Raw genomic sequence first — 16,245 nt, forward strand, 5'->3', positions numbered from 1 at the left:
CATGGTGGAACGCTCACCGATCCTCAACATGCTCTGCCACGCGATCCTGATCGCCGGCGCGCTGATGGTCTGCGTACCGCTGTATTTCGCATTCGTGGCCGGCTCGCTCACGGTGGCCGAGGTGCAGAAAGTTCCGTTGCCATGGCTGCCGGGAGGCCAGTTCTTCGACAATCTGCAGCTGGCCTGGAGCAAGGGCAATTTCAGCCGCACCTTCGCTAATTCGATTATCGTGGCGCTCGGCATCACGGCCGGCAAGATCGCGGTATCGCTGCTCTCGGCCTTCGCCATCACCTACTTCCGATTCCGCTATCGAATGCTCGCATTCTGGCTGATCTTCACGTCGCTGATGCTGCCGATCGAGGTCCGGATCGTGCCGACCTTCGAAGCCGTGGCAAATGCGGCGCTGCCCCTGCAATGGCTGTTGGATACGCTGCATATCGCCGATCTCTGGCGCTGGATCAGCGGGCACGAGGTCGCGATCGCGCTCGAATGGAACATGGTCAACACCTATCCGGGGCTGATCCTTCCGCTGATTGCCTCAGCCACTGCCACGTTCCTTTTTCGCCAATTCTTCCTGACGATCCCGGAGGAGCTGTGCGAGGCGGCGAGGCTGGACGGCGCCTCGCCGCTGCACTTCTTCTGGAGCATCCTGCTGCCGCTGTCCGTTCCGAACATGGTGGCACTTGCCATCATCCTGTTCCTGTTCGGCTGGAATCAATATCTCTGGCCTTTGCTGTTCACGACTGACAAGGACATGGCAACGGCGGTCATTGCGTTGAAGGGCCTGATCCCGCGCTCCGACAGCGAGCCGGCCTGGAACATCGCCATGAGTGGTGCGCTCCTCACGATGTTGCCGCCGGTGTTGGTCGTCCTATTGTTGCAGCGCTGGTTCATCAAGGGTCTTGTCGACAGCAGCAAATAGGGACTGATCATGGTTTTCATCGCCGGGCATCGCGGCGGACGCAATCTTTGGCCGGAGAACAGCCTGACGGGCTTCCGCAATGTGTGCAGGGAAGGGGTCGACGCAGTCGAGTTCGACGTCCATCAGAGCACGGATGGCGGTGTCGTCGTGATCCATGATCCGCTGCTCGACCGCACCACATTCGAGAGCGGACCGGTGGGCGAGCGCAGCTTGCGACGCTTGACGGCAATGCGTCTTCGTGATGCGGGCGATGAGTGCATTCCGACCTTGGACGAGGTGCTCGACGTGTTCAGCGAAACCACGCTCGAGCTCCACATCGAGATCAAGACGGATGCGCTTGGCAATTCCTATTCGGGCCTCGAGGCGCGGCTGATCGACCAGATCAAGCGCCGGGGCCTGGAACGGCGTGCAATCATCACCTGCTTCGTGCCCGGCGTGATCGAGACCGTGCTCGGGCTATCGCCCGAGGCGCGGGTGCTCATTTCGCTCGACCGTCGTTCGGCGGAGATGATGGGCGGAATTGAGCCCGCGTTGACCCAATTGGCTGCCATTCCCGGCTGCATCGTCGCGGTCGAGAAATCGCTCCTGGGGCTCGCGTTGCCGCTCGCCCTCAAGATGCTCGGATCCGAGCGTCTCGGTGCATGGGTGACCAACGAGCCGGACGATATCGCTTACTGGCTTGCCCGACCGGTGCGGCAGATCACGACCGATCGGCCGGATCTCGCCGTGAGCATTCGCCGCCAGCTCGAAACGATGCCGGAGCGCCCATGATTCCCCGCCGCCGCTTTCTCACGGGATCGCTGGCGAGCGCCGCCTTGGCTGCGCCCGCCGGGTTCGTGCGGGGAGCGCCGGTTTCGCTCAGCGCAGATCCTTTCACGCTCGGCGTTGCGTCCGGATGCCCGCGCGAGGATCGCGTCATCCTGTGGACCCGCCTTGCGCCGCAGCCGCTCGAGGGCGGGGGCATGCGGGACGCGGCAGTGGACGTCGAATGGCAGGTTGCGGAGGACGAGGCCTTCTCGCGCGTCGCCTCCCACGGCCTCGTGCGGACGACCGCGGACCTTGCGCATTCTGTGCATGCCGAGGCGGCGGGGCTGCGGCCGGATCGCGTCTACTGGTACCGCTTCCGCGCCGGCCCGGCGCTCAGCCCGGTCGGACGCACCCGAACCGCGCCCGCCAGGGCGGCGCGGCATTTCCGCTTTGCTTTCGCATCCTGCCAGCAATACGAGCAGGGCTATTTTACCGCCTACCGCGACATGGCCGCACGCGACCTCGACCTGGTCGTGCATCTCGGCGACTACATCTACGAGAAATCCTGGGGATCGCGCCACGTCCGCCAGCATGGCGTCGGAATTCCGACCACGCTCGAAGAATTCCGCAACCGCTACGCACTCTACAAGAGCGATCCCGACCTGCGAGCGGCGCACGCTGCCTTTCCCTGGCTTTCAGTCTGGGACGACCACGAGGTGATGGACGACTATGCCAATGATCGCTCCTACACCGTGCACGATCCCGGTCGGTTCCTGAAGATCCGCGCGGCAGCCTATCAGGCCTATTACGAGCACATGCCGCTGCCACCCTCGGCGCGCCCGCGCAGCGCCGACGCCACGATCTATGAACACTATCGCTTCGGCGAGATGCTCGACGTGCTGCTGCTCGACGACCGGCAATATCGCTCGGCATCGGCCTGCGTCGGAAGCGGGCGTCCGACCTGGGTGGCTGACTGTGTGAGCCGGACGGATGAAGCGCGGACGATGCTCGGCGAACAACAGGAACAATGGCTCGATGCACGACTGCGCGACTGTCGCGGCCGTTGGACAATCGTCGCGCAGCAGACATTGATGGCGCAGGACAAGCGAAACGGGGACGACGGCGCGCATTTCTGGATGGACGGCTGGGACGGCTACCCCAATGCCCGCCGCCGTCTCCTTGATTCTCTCGTGGCGCAACGCCGACGCAATCCGATCGTGATCGGCGGCGACCGTCACGCCTTCTTTACCGCCGATCTGAAGCATGATTTCGCCCGGCCGGATGGACCGACCATTGCGACCGAGTTCGTCGGCACGTCGATCACCTCAGACGGTCCGAGCGAAGCCAGCGTGCGCAAGGCGCTGGCGGAGAATCCGCATCTGGTCTATGCGCGTGGCGACAAGCGCGGCTATGCGACCGTGGAGCTCGACGCCCGGCATTGCACTGTGGGATTCGAGGCGCTCGACGACGTCAAGGATGCCGCGAGCGCGGTGCGCCGGCTGACGAGCTTTGTGGTCGAGGATGGCGCGCCGGGCGCGAGGGTCGCATGACGAGATCCGCACGGCACAGATTTGACGACCAACGAAAGATCGCCTCAAATGCTCGGACGTCTGACTGTGCCTTGAGGCCGCTGTGGGGGCTGCGCCGTGACTGACCAAACCATCCTGCGGGTCGCCTGGCTCTATTACATGGAGAACCTGACCCAGGCCGAGATCGGCGAGCGGCTAGGGCTGACCCGCGCCCGCGTCAATCGCATGCTGTCGGATGCCCGGCAGACCGGTATCGTCAACATCCGCCTCAACTCCGCCTTTGCGAGTTGCACGGAGCTGGAGCACCGCTTGCGCCGGGAATGCGGTCTCGAGGACGCGGTTGTCATCCCGAGCCCGGAGAATGCCGAGCAGGTCGGCAGCCTGATCGGGATGGCGGCGGGCGCGTATTTATCGAAATTCCTCGAACAGAAGCGGCCGCGCATCATCGGTATCGGCTGGGGCGCGACCTTGCGTGAGACCATCCGTTACGTCACGCCGGCGGACTATCCCGAACTCTCCATCGTCTCCATGATGGGGGGACTGTCGCGTGGACTCGAGCTCAACACCTTCGAGATTGCGGGTGAGCTCGCGCACCGGCTGCACGCCCAGTGCAGCTATCTGGCCGCCCCGATCTTTGTCAGCAGCCGGCGCTCGCGCGACACCTTCCTGGCGCAAGAGGTCTATCAAGAGGTGCTGAACAGCGTTGAGAAGATCGATCTAGCGCTGTTGAGCATGGGAGATCTGACACCGCGCTCGCTGCTGATGCGGCATGGGCTGCCGCCGGACGTTCGTGCCGAGCACCTGCGGGCGGCAGGCGCCGTCGGCGACGTCCTGGCGCAGTTTCTCGACAAGACCGGCCGGCCCATAGATCACGGCATCAACAGCCGCGCCATTGCGCTGCCGCTCGAGAAACTGGCGCGCGTGCCGACGTCGATGCTGATCGCCGGAGGGCTCAACAAGGCTCCTATCATCGCCGCGGTGCTGCGCGGCCGGATCGGCAAGGTGCTGGTGACGGACGAGAACACCGCCGTCGCCGCGCTGAAACTGATCGACAAGCAAAAATAGCCGCATTCTCGCAACGGAGAGGGGCCTTTGGCACCGAAGGCGCGATAGCCCACGCGCGTGCCGAAAACGTGCAAAAGCATTTGTCACCTCAAGGTTACATATGTAATATAGGAGAGACAATTGCTCAGAAGGATGGCGTCGACATGCGCGCTGCGGTGCTCCAGGACATTCGTGACATCCGCGTCCTCGATATCCCCGAGCCGAAGCCGCTCGCGGAGGACGAGCTCATCATCCGCGTCAAGGCTGTCGGCGTTTGCGGCAGCGATTTGCATTCCTATCTCGAGGGCGGAACAACTGGCCCGACCCAGGTCAGGCCGTTCGTCCTGGGCCATGAGTTCTCGGGTGTCCTCACGCCTGACTCGGCGCGAAAAGCGGGGTTCTCGGCCGACGCGTTGGTGGCGGTCGATCCTTCCATTCCCTGCGGCCGCTGCGAATGGTGTCACCGCGGCCACACCAATCTCTGCCCCAATGTGAAATTCCTGGGCTACGCGCCACACAACGGCGCCATGGCCGAATTCGTCTGCGTGCCCCGATCCGCCGTGCATCTGGTGCCTGACAGCATCGACCCGGCCGGCGCGGCGATCCTGGAGACGCTTGGCGTCGCGATCCATGCGATGGATCTGGCGCGCCCGCGGCTTCTGGAAAGCGTGGCGGTGCTCGGCTGCGGGCCGGTGGGATTACTGCTCGTGCAACTGGCGCGGCTTGCAGGTAGCGGAAAGATCATCGCGATCGACCCTGTCGAGCAGCGTACTGCACTGGCCTGCGACCTCGGGGCGGACGTGGCGTGCCGCAGCTACGCCGAGGTCGGGGACGCCACCGAAGGCCGCGGCGTCGATCTGGTGATCGAGGCAACCGACTCATCGCACGGCTTCGAGCACGCGGCGCGCTGCGCCCGCATCGGTGGCCGGGTCGTCCTCGTCGGCATCCCGGAGAATAATCAGTACATCCTCAGCGGCGCGGAGTCGCGTCGAAAGGGCCTGTCGATCAAGTTTTCACGGCGCATGCCGGAAGTTTATCCGCGCGCCATCGCGCTTGCGCAAGGCGGGCAGGTCAAGCTGGCGCCGCTGGCCACGCATCGTTTCTCGCTCGACCAGACGCCTGCCGCGTTCGAGCAGCAGGTCGCGCGGCGCGACGGCATCATCAAGGCGATCATCTGCCCGTAGATTGAGCGCTATCTCGCAAGTGCTCGGCAGGACTGGTGCCAATGGCGAAATCGTCGAAGCTGGTCGTCGCAAGAAAAGGGCGCGTTCTCATGGTGCGACGCAGGCGTGACGGGCTCTGGATGTTTCCCGGCGGCCGAAAGCGGGCAGGCGAGAGCGACAGGAGCTGCCTTCGTCGCGAGATCAGGGAGGAGCTTCCCAAGCTGAAGCTCGGGCCATTGAAACTATGGAAGGAAGTGAAAGCGAGGAAGGGCCGAACCGGCCGGCGGATGAGCGATGCGATCTTCCTGGCCAAGAAGGTGTCGGGGCGGCTGAAGGTCGGCGACAAGAAGGAGATCGATCGAGCGGTTTGGCGCAAGCCGCGCGGCGCCAGACTGACCCCGACCTCGCGCTACATTCGCGACAAGCTGTTTCCGAGATAAAGCTCCGTCATTGCAGCGCGTGTCGCACCAGAGCCAGCAATTCCTCGTGGATCAATCCGTTGGAAGCGATCTTGTCGAGATCGTCGTTGCGGCACGGACGCCCCGTCAGTGTCGTGACCTGCCCGCCGCCCGCCCACACCATCGGCATCGCGGCCGCGTGCGAGACGATGTCGGCTTTCAGTGAGACAAATCCGTCCAGGCGACCCGACGCGACCATCGCCGTCTCAACCGCGCCCGAGACCACGATACGCACGCCGCGCGCCACTTTGCCAAGCAGTTCGATCACACGCGTCGTCCGCTGGACTTCGTCGGGCGAGAAATGCGAGGTCAGAATCACCGAGACGACCGCATCCGACAGCGAACGCGTCGTGGAGACGCGTGCCGGCGCGCCGTCGATCGTCGCGCCTTCTCCCGAAAGATAGCGCGCCGTCAGTCCGATCCTGGGAGCGTTGATCAGGCCAAGTTTCGTCTCGCCGCCGACCTCGTAGGCGACCGTCACGGAAAACCACGGCAGCCCCCGCGCGTAGTTGATCGTCCCGTCGAGCGGATCGATGATCCAGCGCGCAGCATGGTCCCCTTGGCTCGCGCCGCTCTCCTCGGCCAGGATGCCGGCATCCGGCGTCAGCGCCTTCAAGCCCGCGACGACGATCGCCTCGGAGGTAAGATCCGCCTCGGTGACGATATCTAGCCCGTCCTTGCGCTCTGTGCGTAGCGGCGTGGATTGCATCGCGACCAGCCTGGCCGCAGCCTCAGCAACGACGGCCTCTGCGCGCCCTAGCAGCGTCGGAAGGCTCTTGCGGTCCTCGATTCCCGGATCGTCCCGATCGGGCGCGATGTCGAACGGGCGACCATAGTCTCCGATCGGAACGAGATGGCTGCTGATGCCCATGTCCGGCCGCCAACAGTGCAAGGCAAATCCCGGCGGCTCCTTGATGAAGCGGTTACCATGACCGGGCCCCAGGTCGAGCGCGACCTGGTGCGCCGTGCTCGGCGCCACATAGCCCACGGTCCCCGCGTAGCGCACCGTGATCGAGCGGTGATAGTGACCGCACAGCACGCGTTCGATGTCCGGATGGTCCTTGATGATTGCGTTGAGCGCTGTAGCCTCGCTGATACCCAGCTCGTCCATTCCGTCGGCTCCGACGAGGAACGGCGGATGATGAATGATAATGACCGTCGGCTTGCCGCCTCCAGCCGCGAGCACTTCGCGTAGCCACTGCTGCCGTGCCGCGCAGAAAGTCCCGTGGGTCTGTCCGACCTCGACGCTGTCGAGGAAAATCAGCCGGACCGGGAAATCGTCCACGACAAAGTTGATGAAGCCGTCGGACGGAAGATAGCGGTGGCGTGGTCGCAGCGACCGTATGAATTGCTCGCGCCGGTCGTGGTTGCCGGGAATGACGAATACCGGCATCGGCAGCCTTGCCAGGCCGGCGGCGACAATCTCGTATTCCTCCTCGAGCCCGCAATCCGTCAGATCGCCGCTGACCACGACGCAGTCGGGTTGCGGATCGAGGTTCAGCACGGCGTCGATCGCGTCGTGAAACATCGCGTTGGTATCGATGTCGCCGTAAGCTTTCTTGCCATGCGGACGCACATGGAAATCGCTCAGCTGGGCAATGATGATGAACACGGCAGTCCTGTTCCGGGGAGAGGGGCCTTTACCAGCGCTTGGCCACCTGCTGTGGCCGGCTGTCCGTTGCTTACGAACTCTTCATCAAGGCGTTGCTTTCCTTGACCATGCGATCGAGCCCGGCCTCGGCGGTCGTCTCGCCGCGCATGACGGCATGGATGATCTCGCGCTGCGTGCGCCAGATCTTCACGGACTGTCCGCCTGGATAGCCCTGCCATGGCTTCGCGCGCTCGATCTGCTGCGACACGGTGCGGAAGTTCGGGTTCTTGTCGTAAAATGGAGTCAGGAATTCGGGCCCCGAGGCGCGCAAATTGGTCGGCATGTAGCCCGTGGTCTCAACCACGATCTTCTGCGCTTCCGGTCCGCTCACGAATTTCAGGAACTCCCAGGCGGCCCGCTGCTTTGCCGGATCTTTCGCCGTGATGATTGCCGCGTTGCCGCCGGTGGGCAGTCCACCCTTCTGCTTGTCGTCGATCGGGAAGGTGCAGGTGCGCAAGGTGAACTTGTCGCCGATCAGATCCGTGACCTGACGCAACCGGGCCGGCGTGTCGGCGAAAATGCCGATTTTCCCGGCGATGAACTGCTGGCGCGAGGAGTCCCAATCGATCAGCGGCATCTTGGCATCCGCCACGAACCGCCGGCAATGGGCCAGAGCCTTCAGCCCGGCATCGTTGCCGAAGCCGGCAGCGGTTTCCGATGCATCGAGCATCTGGCCGCCACCTTGCAAGATCAGGGAGCGGAACAGCCAGTCGTCGGGCCAGTCATGGATGTTATAGGCTATGCCGGCGACATCGGATCCCTTGCTCTTGATGTTGACGGCGAGCGCGATCATGTCCGTCCAATTGTCGGGCATCTTGTCCGGATCGCCGCCCGCCTCCTTCACGAGCTGCGTGTTGAAATAGATGACCGGCAGCGACGCATTGAATGCGAGGCCGTAGATCTTGCCGTCGACCGCCCCGAGGGCCAGGATTCCGTCGGAATAGTTGGCCTTGCGCCAGGCGGCGTCCTCCTTCTGCAGCAGCGAGGCTACCTCGGTGATCTGGTTGCGTTTCACCAGCGTGCGCACGAGCTCGGCGAGGAGGTGATAACCCGAATAGTAGACGTCGGGCAGCTGGTTCGTGACGGCCTGCCGCAGCATAGTCTGATGACCTTCGTCATAACTCGCCGCCGGCGCCCGGAACTGGATCTTGATGCCCGACTGCCGCTTCATGAACTCCTGGGCGATCGGCTCATGGAATTTCGCGAAGGCAGGAAAGGCATAAAGTACATCTAGCGTAACGTCCTGCGCGTGGGCCGATCGCGTCAGGAACGGGCTTGAAAGCGCGGTCGTCCCGACGGCCGCGGCGCTCTTCAGGAGGTCTCGGCGATGCAGCATGACGGTGTCTCCCTGGCGGTTGTTGAAGTCATTTGATTCCGGTCATCGTGATGCCGGCAATGAAATGCCGCCGCGCGATCAGGAATGCGATGACCAGCGGCGCCGTGATGATGGTGGCGCCGGCGGCGAGTGCACCGTAATTCGATCCCAACTCGGAATCGGCGAAATACATCATGCCGAGCGGCGGCGTTGCGAGCTTGGTGTCGGAGACGACGATGAGCGGCCAGTACAGGTCGTTCCAGTGCGCCACGACGGAGAAGATCGAAAACGCCGCGATCGCCGGCCAGGCGCTCGGCACGACGATGCGCCACACGATTTCGAACTCACCGACGCCATCGAGCCGCGCGGCCTGGATGATCTCGTCCGGATAGGACTTGAAGAACTGGCGGAACAGGAAAATCGCGAACACCGACAGGAAGAAGGGCATCATCATCGAGAGGTAGGTGTTGAGGATGCCGAGCTCGGCGAACGCGATGTAGAGCGGGAGCGAGGGCGCCTGGACCGGAATGCAGAGTCCGAGCAGGACCAGCGAAAACAGGATCGGCCGTCCCGGAAACTTCAACTTGGCGAGCGCATAGGCGCAGGGAATCGCGACCAGCAGCTGGACGACGAGGATTCCGCCGCAGACGATGAGACCGTTGAGCAGAAAACGCAGGAGCGGCGCGGTGCTCAGGGCAGATTCGAAGTTCTGCCATCCGTAGAACTGGCGCGGCCAGAGCCGGAACGTCGCCTCGAAGATCTCGCCCGGCGGCTTGATCGCGCTTGTCAGCATGAAAACGAACGGCAGCAGCATGAAGACTGCGCCGCCGATCAGCACCGCGTGGACGAGCGCAAGCGACACGAGGCGCCGCATCCGGATCGCCACCGGCGTAGGCGGGCGAGTGATCGTGGCCGAGGTGCGCATCAATAGTGCACCCGTCGGTCAAGGATGAAGGTTTGCAGCACCGAGAACACGAGCGTGAACGCTAGGAAGACGAGTGTGAGCGTCGCCGCATAACTCATGTGAAAGTACTGAAATCCCTCCAGATAGATGGCATACAGGAGCACCTCGGATGCGCCTCCGGGGCCACCACGCGTCATCACCGTAACCGTGTCGAAGATCTTGAACGCGGTGATGAAGGTCGTCACGGTCACGAACATTGTCGTCGGACCAAGCATCGGCCACGTCACTTTCAGGAAGCGATCAATGGGATGGCTCGCGCCATCAATATCGACGGCCTCGTAGAGATCGCGGGGGATCGCCGAAAGGCCGGCAAGGAACAGCACCATGTTGAAGCCGACGAGCTGCCAGATGCCGATCGCGGCGAGCGTCGGGATGACGAGGCGCGGCTCGCTCAGGAAAGCTGTCTCGGCAAAACCCAGCCCCTTGAGAGCCTGATTGATGAGCCCCAGGGTCGGGTGCAGCAGGAACTGCCACATCGTGGCCATTGCGATGAGCGTCGAGGTGACGGGGAGAAAATAGATAACCTCATAGAGGCTGCGCGTGCGCTTGCGCTGGTGGATCAGGATTGCGACCAGCAGAGAGAGCAGGACGCCGCCGGGCACGACAATCGCCACGTAGAGCAGGGTATTGGTAACCGAGCGCCGGATCACGGGATCCTGGAGCGCCGCGCCGAAGTTCTTGAAGCCGACGAACGAGAAGTCGAGTGCACCCAGCTCGTAGTTGGTGAAACTCAGGAAGGCGAGAGCAGCCAGCGGCGCCAGATTCGTCAGGACCAGCAAGATGAACGCCGGTGCGGCAAAGCCCAAGCCCGCGAACCGCTCGACCCATCGCTGGCGGCCGGCTGGCGGCACCGCGTCGAGCGGAGTGACTTGAGCCGCGACCGTGTTCATCGGACCTCGCTCGCACGGCGCAGGTCGCGGCCGGCTGCATTGCGGCTTTCCACCTCGATGCGGCGGCCGTTGTTGTCGAAGACGTGGCAATCCCGTGGCTCGAAGGCCAGCGGGACTTCGCCCTCGGGGATGGGGATGCCGTTGTCGACCCGGCAGAGCACCGCCACTTCCGGGGAGGCCACGAGATCGAAGTGAAGGATGCTTTCCGAGCCGAGATTTTCGCGGCGCCGGAACCTGCACGTGACGGCGCACGGTCCGCCTCCGATCCGCATCGCTTCCGGACGCACGCCGACCGTCAGTTCCGGCGTCGGCGCGTTGCGGACATCGATCGGCAGTGTCCGGCCGAGCAGCTCGACCTGGCCACCGGGGCCGACACGGGCCTGAAATAGATTGATCGCCGGGCTGCCAATGAACTGCGCGACCGCGGTCGTGGCGGGCCGTTCATAGACGTCGGCGGGGGTGCCGAGCTGGAGTATGTCGCCGTGATCCATCACGGCAAGGCGATCGGACATCGTCATCGCCTCGATCTGGTCGTGTGTCACGTAGATCATCGTGGCGCCGAGACGCGCGTGCAGCTCGGTCAGCTCGCCACGCATGTGCACACGCAGCTTGGCGTCAAGGTTCGACAATGGCTCGTCCATCAGGAAAGCCTGCGGATGACGCACCATTGCGCGGCCAAGCGCGACGCGCTGCCGTTGCCCGCCCGAAAGCTGTCCGGGGCGGCGGTGAAAGAAGGATTCGATGCGAAGCTGCTCCGCGACGGCCCGCACCTCACGCGCGATCTCGTTCATGATGCGCCTGCGGCGGAGTGACAGATGACGCATCAAGGGCAGGCGCTCGAACAGGTTGAGGCGCGTCATGGTGAGGGGCAGCGCGATGTTGTCGAACACCGACATGTGGGGATAGAGCGCGTAATTCTGGAACACCATGGCGATTCTGCGCTCGTGAGGCCGCAAATGGTCGACCGAAGTCCCGCCGATCGAGACCGACCCGGAGTCCTGCGATTCGAGCCCGGCGATGATGCGTAGGAGTGTCGACTTGCCGCAGCCGGAGGGGCCGACCAGCGTCAGAAACTCGCCGTCCGCAATATCGAGGTCGATGTCGTTGAGGACGGCCGTGTCGCCGAAAGTCTTTCGGATGCCGCGCAATGTGAGGCCGGCCATCGCAGCTCACGCCTCAGCTTCGCGCGGCGGATAGACTTCGTGCACGACGTCGTCGATCCAGTAATCGGTAAGGCCGGGCACCGGACGAATGCTCACGTCGATGTTCTCGCCGTCGATGTCGTAGACCACCGCTCCAAGCCGCGCAGCGCCGCCCATCGGCGGCGCCAGTTTCTCACCGACCAGAAAGCCGGCCGCCGGCCCCCAAATGTAGTGCGTGCCGTTCAGCCGGATTTCGTGCCAGCGATGCAGATGTCCACTGGCCACGATCTCCACCCGGTAGCGTTGCAGCAGATCGAGAAGGGCGCGGCGCGGCTCCGGCTTGACCGACCAGTAACCGGTGTCGGCCTCGGTCGGTGACTCGATGAACAGCGGCCGGTGCGTGAACCAGGCGAGGCGACGCCCCGCAGCGTCGGCCATCGCGGCCTCGAGCCATTCGGTCTGCCGCGCCTCTTCGGGGCCGCCGCCGAGGATCATCGAATTGAGGCCGATCAGGCGCCAACCGTCCACATCGCGTAGCCAGCGGTCGTCGCCGAAGTGGCGGCGAAAGCGATCGAGCCGCTCGACATTTACCGGCTGATGCGGATTGCCGACCTCGCCGACGTCATGATTTCCCGGAACCGCCACGACCGGGACGCCGAGCGAGGCCAGTTGGGTCGCGCAATATGCTGCGTCGGTTTCCTGATCGGCTGCATCGACCGTCACGTCGCCGGTATGTATGACGAGATCTGGCTTATGCTGCGCGATCCAGCGCGCAAGGGGCGCCCAGTTTGCCTCGAAGTGCTGCTTGCTGGGGCTGAGATGCGTATCGGAAATCTGAATAACTCGGACCATGACGCCTCTGCTTTGGGTCGCGTGTCATGCCGTGCGTTGGGCGCGCAACGGTCTGTCGCTCGAATCGAATGCGCTGCCCCGCGCCGCTCGGAGTGGGGCGGTCATTGTAGTCGTGATATCTGAAGCTTCCGGCGCTCTCCCTGGCTGACGATGCCGCTTAAGCGGCTATGTGTCATTTCAATCAACTATACATATGATCTGTCATTGTGACAAATGTAATTCACACAAGACAAGCGGATCATGCGCGGATGTGAGCAACCGGGTGTGTCGTCTGACCAGGGACGGAAACTTCGGTCTGCGCGGTCGCGATCGAATGGGCGCAGCGTCTGCGCAACCTGGATTCACATTGCCGATTGAACATGATCGAAGCCGATATCTCCCAGCTGAGTGCTCGCGGGCCTTTGATGCATGTCCTGTAAGTGGCGTGCGCCCTCTCGCTGAGGGTTTGCGTGACGCGTGCGCCGGGACTCCGAAGACGCGATTTCCGCTTCCGATTCAAGGTTGCGGAAGCCTTGTCACACCAGATTTCTCAATCGGTCCAATCACATCAAGGGCTGGGCAGAGGCGAATATCTCAGTAAATGGACGGGTTAGATCGGAAGTTTCCATAGCCCCCATGATGGATTGGGAGTTTAGGTCTTTCAATCACTTAGATGGCAGCGTGTGCACTACGTGTGCACCGGGAGGTCAAGAAAGTTGAGCAGGCCCTTCGAAATGGGACAGGACCGAGTCAGCACTGGCCGGTAACAGGGGCAACGATTGATGCTGCAAGAATGACGACTGCTGCGACTGCGTTGTGGCGCCAAGAACCGAGTTCTGGCGGCGACTCGAATTTGATGGGCGCACGTTGTGGCGCCAGGTGGCAGTTCTACGGCGCAGGTGGTGCCTGTGCTTAGATATGAATCGCATGCCCCAGCGACTTCAGCGCAGCTTCGTGAAAGGCTTCGCTTTGGGTTGGATGCGCATGGATGGTCATGGCGATATCCTCCAGCCGCGCGCCCATCTCCAGCGCAAGAGTGAAGGCTGCCGAAAGCTCCGCGATGCCGGCGCCAACGCCCTGGATACCCAACAGGAGGTGATTGTCGGCTCGCGCAATGGTCCGGATGAAGCCGTCTTCCCGATCCAGCGTCATTGCACGGCCATTGGCCTTGAACGGAAACAGGTCCGTCTTGACGTCGAAACCCCTGTTACTCGCCTGGCTCGGTGACAGGCCGACAGTGACGATCTCGGGATCGGTGAAGCAGATCGCCGGGATCGAAATCCGGTCCCAGGCACGACGGCGGCCGGCAACGATCTCGGCCACCATCTCGCCTTGCGCCATGGCGCGATGTGCCAGCATCGGCTCGCCCGTGACGTCTCCGATCGCACAGATGCCGCGCATCGAGGTGCGGCATCGGTCGTCGACTCGGATAAAGGGTCCATCCATGTCGAGATCGAGCTGCTCGAGGCCAAAGCCGCTCGTCACGGGTCTGCGGCCGACCGTAACAAGGATCTTGTCGGCTGCGAGCGAAGCCTGCTCACCATCGGCGGTCTCGACCGCCAGCGCCGTTCCGTCGGTGGCGAGTGCTTTCACCTTTGCGTCCGTCAAAACCGTGACCCCGAGCGCGGTCAGGCGCCTTGCGACGGGCTCGCTCAAGTCGCGATCATATTGCGGGAGAACGCGTGGAGCGGCCTCCACGACCGTGACGGCCGTGCCGATTTTCGCGAATGCAGTGCCGAGCTCAAGACCGATGTACCCGCCGCCGACCACGACAAGCTTCTTCGGGATTTCGGTGAGCGCCAATGCCTCGGTCGAAGAGATCACCCGGCCGCCGAAGGGAAGAAACGGCAGCGCAGCCGGCTCGGAGCCTGTCGCAATCACCACCTTTTCGGCATGGATCACCTGCCGGCCGGATTGCGTTTCGACCTCGACGGTCTTGCCGTCGCGGAAACGGGCGTAGCCAGTCACTGGCCTGACACCGGCCCTTCTCAAGAGACTAGCCACACCGCCGTTCAGACGTCGGACGATATTGTCCTTCCAGGCGATGGTCTTGGCGAAGTCGAGAGACGGCTTCGCCGTGGTGATGCCCAGTGCGCTCTCGCCCGTCGAGGCGCGCGCAATGGTTTCATACTCACCGGCCGCATGGATCAAGGCCTTGGAAGGAATGCAGCCGACATTGAGGCAGGTTCCACCCGGCTTCTCGGCCTCGACGATGATCGTATCGATGCCGAGCTGGCCGGCACGGATCGCGCAGGTGTACCCGCCGGGGCCGGCGCCGATGACGAGGAGCTTGCAGGTGATTTCGGTCATCATCCTACCCGTCAATGAAGATCATGGCGGGTGTCTCCAACTGTGTCTTGATCCGCTGCACGAACTGGGCTGCATCGAACCCATCGATGACCCGGTGGTCGAAGCTGGACGACAGGTTCATCATCTGACGCGGCACGAAGGCGGCGCCATCCCAATGCGGACGGATCGCGATGCGATTGACACCGACAATTGCGACCTCCGGATGATTGATGATAGGTGTCGTCGCGAGCCCGCCCAGCGCGCCGAGCGATGTGATCGTGATGGTCGAGCCGGTGAGCTCGTCGCGGGTGGCGCTGCCGCTCCGAGCCGCTTCCGCGAGCCGTGCCACCTCGGCGGCGTAACTCCAGAGGTCGCGCGCTTCCGCATGCCGGACGACGGGGACCACGAGGCCGGCCGGCGTTTGCGTGGCGATCCCGATATGAACGCCTGCGTGCTGGTGAACGATCCCGGCCTCGTCGTCGAAATGGGCATTCAGATGCGGCTGCTCGGCGATCGCGCGCACCATGGCGCGCATCAGGAACGGCAACATTGTCAGTTTGGGCTTGCCCGGCTGTTTCTGGCTATTGAGCTTCGCGCGCAGATCCTCGAGCGCAGTGACATCGACCTCTTCGACATAAGTGATGTGCGGAATGCGCGAGCTCGCAACGGACATCTTCTCGGCGATCTTGCGTCGCAAGCCGACGATCTTGATGTCGGTGACCGCGGTTTGCGTTGGATACGGCGTCGCCGTCGTTCCGGTACGGCCGCGCGCGAGATGGGCGTCGAGATCATCATGGGTGATCCGCCCGGCGGGACCCGTGCCGCGGATCTGACGCAAGTCGACGCCTGCCTCCCGCGCGCGGAGCCGAACCGCGGGGGCAGCGAGAGGCCGATCGTCTGCGTGATGGCGCGGCGCCGCCGAAGGCTGCAACCTCAATGCGTTGGGCGGCTCGCTCGCCGCCCCGCTTGCGGCACTTGCGGCATCATGAGACTTTTTGGCCGAAGCGTTTGCCCCGGGCGATGCGGGTTTCACTGCCTCCGCCGCTGGCGCGCTTTTGCCGTCCACCTCCAGCCGAACGAAGTCCGAGCCGATGGCGAGAACGTCGCCCACACTGCCGGCGAGCCAGATGACGCGTCCGTCCGCCGGCGAGGGGATTTCCACCGTCGCCTTGTCGGTCATGACGGCGCCAAGCACGGCGTCTTCGCGCACGACATCGCCGACCTTCACATGCCATTCCACGAGCTCGGCTTCCGCAATGCCTTCGCCGACGTCGGGCAGCCTGATCACGCGCTCGGCCAT

14 protein-coding genes are annotated in these 16,245 nt (G+C 63.6%); 6 read left to right on the top strand and 8 right to left on the bottom strand.

Going from position 1 to position 16,245, the window contains the following annotated elements:
- The first annotated feature begins 1 nt into the window (after position 1).
- The 6 genes from CV770_RS09510 (at position 2) to CV770_RS09535 (ending at position 5,845) form a co-directional block, all read left to right on the top strand.
- Positions 2–922, top strand: coding sequence for an ABC transporter permease subunit (locus tag CV770_RS09510; protein WP_091952270.1), 921 nt, complete (start codon positions 2–4; stop codon positions 920–922).
- A 9-nt stretch (positions 923–931) separates the two neighbouring features.
- Positions 932–1,693, top strand: coding sequence for a glycerophosphodiester phosphodiesterase family protein (locus CV770_RS09515; protein WP_104462125.1), 762 nt, complete (start codon positions 932–934; stop codon positions 1,691–1,693).
- The gene (locus CV770_RS09520) at positions 1,690–3,219 is read left to right on the top strand and encodes an alkaline phosphatase D family protein (protein WP_104462126.1); all 1,530 of its coding nucleotides are present in this window, start codon (positions 1,690–1,692) and stop codon (positions 3,217–3,219) included. The genes CV770_RS09515 and CV770_RS09520 overlap by 4 nt, the downstream gene beginning before the upstream one ends.
- A 96-nt stretch (positions 3,220–3,315) precedes the next feature.
- The gene (locus CV770_RS09525; protein ID WP_201759780.1) at positions 3,316–4,263 is read left to right on the top strand and encodes a sugar-binding transcriptional regulator; all 948 of its coding nucleotides are present in this window, start codon (positions 3,316–3,318) and stop codon (positions 4,261–4,263) included.
- A 143-nt stretch (positions 4,264–4,406) separates the two neighbouring features.
- Entirely contained in the window at positions 4,407–5,426 is a 1,020-nt protein-coding gene (locus CV770_RS09530; RefSeq protein ID WP_104462127.1) for a zinc-dependent alcohol dehydrogenase, read from the top strand.
- Positions 5,427–5,467: 41 nt separating this feature from the next.
- Complete coding sequence (locus tag CV770_RS09535) at positions 5,468–5,845, top strand: NUDIX hydrolase (RefSeq protein ID WP_104462128.1); 378 nt, start codon at positions 5,468–5,470, stop codon at positions 5,843–5,845.
- Positions 5,846–5,852: 7 nt separating this feature from the next.
- Here the strand turns inward: CV770_RS09535 and CV770_RS09540 are convergent, their stop codons facing one another.
- The 8 genes from CV770_RS09540 to CV770_RS09575 all read right to left on the bottom strand — a co-directional run bounded on the left by CV770_RS09540 (position 5,853) and on the right by CV770_RS09575 (position 16,245).
- A complete protein-coding gene (locus CV770_RS09540) occupies positions 5,853–7,475 on the bottom strand; it encodes an inositol monophosphatase family protein (RefSeq protein WP_104462129.1) in 1,623 nt (540 codons plus the stop codon).
- 70 nt (positions 7,476–7,545) lie between these two features.
- Positions 7,546–8,850: an ABC transporter substrate-binding protein gene (locus CV770_RS09545; protein WP_104462130.1), complete on the bottom strand. Its 1,305-nt coding sequence runs from the start codon at positions 8,848–8,850 to the stop codon at positions 7,546–7,548.
- A gap of 28 nt (positions 8,851–8,878) precedes the next feature.
- Complete coding sequence (locus CV770_RS09550) at positions 8,879–9,703, bottom strand: carbohydrate ABC transporter permease (RefSeq protein WP_091953789.1); 825 nt, start codon at positions 9,701–9,703, stop codon at positions 8,879–8,881.
- Positions 9,704–9,753: 50 nt separating this feature from the next.
- Positions 9,754–10,683: a carbohydrate ABC transporter permease gene (locus tag CV770_RS09555; protein ID WP_104462131.1), complete on the bottom strand. Its 930-nt coding sequence runs from the start codon at positions 10,681–10,683 to the stop codon at positions 9,754–9,756.
- A complete protein-coding gene (locus CV770_RS09560; protein WP_104462132.1) occupies positions 10,680–11,846 on the bottom strand; it encodes an ABC transporter ATP-binding protein in 1,167 nt (388 codons plus the stop codon). Before CV770_RS09560 ends, CV770_RS09555 begins: the two co-directional genes overlap by 4 nt.
- Before the next feature lie 6 nt (positions 11,847–11,852).
- A complete protein-coding gene (locus tag CV770_RS09565; RefSeq protein WP_091952255.1) occupies positions 11,853–12,677 on the bottom strand; it encodes a metallophosphoesterase family protein in 825 nt (274 codons plus the stop codon).
- Positions 12,678–13,568: 891 nt separating this feature from the next.
- Positions 13,569–14,966 (bottom strand): dihydrolipoyl dehydrogenase, encoded by a 1,398-nt coding sequence (gene lpdA, locus CV770_RS09570; protein ID WP_104462162.1) that lies wholly within the window; start codon positions 14,964–14,966, stop codon positions 13,569–13,571.
- 4 nt (positions 14,967–14,970) lie between these two features.
- Positions 14,971–16,245 carry a dihydrolipoamide acetyltransferase family protein gene (locus tag CV770_RS09575; protein WP_104462133.1) on the bottom strand — a complete coding sequence of 425 codons (1,275 nt, stop codon included), beginning with the start codon at positions 16,243–16,245 and terminating at the stop codon, positions 14,971–14,973.

Source organism: Bradyrhizobium sp. AC87j1 (genome assembly GCF_002936975.1).
Taxonomy (GTDB): Bacteria; Pseudomonadota; Alphaproteobacteria; order Rhizobiales; family Xanthobacteraceae; genus Bradyrhizobium; species Bradyrhizobium shewense.

Excerpts from the sequence above, each read along its gene's own strand:
- CV770_RS09520 (WP_104462126.1), top strand. The coding sequence starts at position 1,690 with ATGATTCCCCGCCGCCGCTTTCTCACGGGATCGCTGGCGAGCGCCGCC.
- lpdA (WP_104462162.1), bottom strand. The coding sequence starts at position 14,966 with ATGACCGAAATCACCTGCAAGCTCCTCGTCATCGGCGCCGGCCCCGGC.
- CV770_RS09565 (WP_091952255.1), bottom strand. The coding sequence starts at position 12,677 with ATGGTCCGAGTTATTCAGATTTCCGATACGCATCTCAGCCCCAGCAAG.
- CV770_RS09560 (WP_104462132.1), bottom strand. The coding sequence starts at position 11,846 with ATGGCCGGCCTCACATTGCGCGGCATCCGAAAGACTTTCGGCGACACG.
- CV770_RS09545 (WP_104462130.1), bottom strand. The coding sequence starts at position 8,850 with ATGCTGCATCGCCGAGACCTCCTGAAGAGCGCCGCGGCCGTCGGGACG.
- CV770_RS09575 (WP_104462133.1), bottom strand. The coding sequence starts at position 16,245 with ATGGCCGAGCGCGTGATCAGGCTGCCCGACGTCGGCGAAGGCATTGCG.
- CV770_RS09550 (WP_091953789.1), bottom strand. The coding sequence starts at position 9,703 with ATGCGGCGCCTCGTGTCGCTTGCGCTCGTCCACGCGGTGCTGATCGGC.
- CV770_RS09510 (WP_091952270.1), top strand. The coding sequence starts at position 2 with ATGGTGGAACGCTCACCGATCCTCAACATGCTCTGCCACGCGATCCTG.
- CV770_RS09530 (WP_104462127.1), top strand. The coding sequence starts at position 4,407 with ATGCGCGCTGCGGTGCTCCAGGACATTCGTGACATCCGCGTCCTCGAT.
- CV770_RS09535 (WP_104462128.1), top strand. The coding sequence starts at position 5,468 with ATGGCGAAATCGTCGAAGCTGGTCGTCGCAAGAAAAGGGCGCGTTCTC.
- CV770_RS09555 (WP_104462131.1), bottom strand. The coding sequence starts at position 10,683 with ATGAACACGGTCGCGGCTCAAGTCACTCCGCTCGACGCGGTGCCGCCA.
- CV770_RS09515 (WP_104462125.1), top strand. The coding sequence starts at position 932 with ATGGTTTTCATCGCCGGGCATCGCGGCGGACGCAATCTTTGGCCGGAG.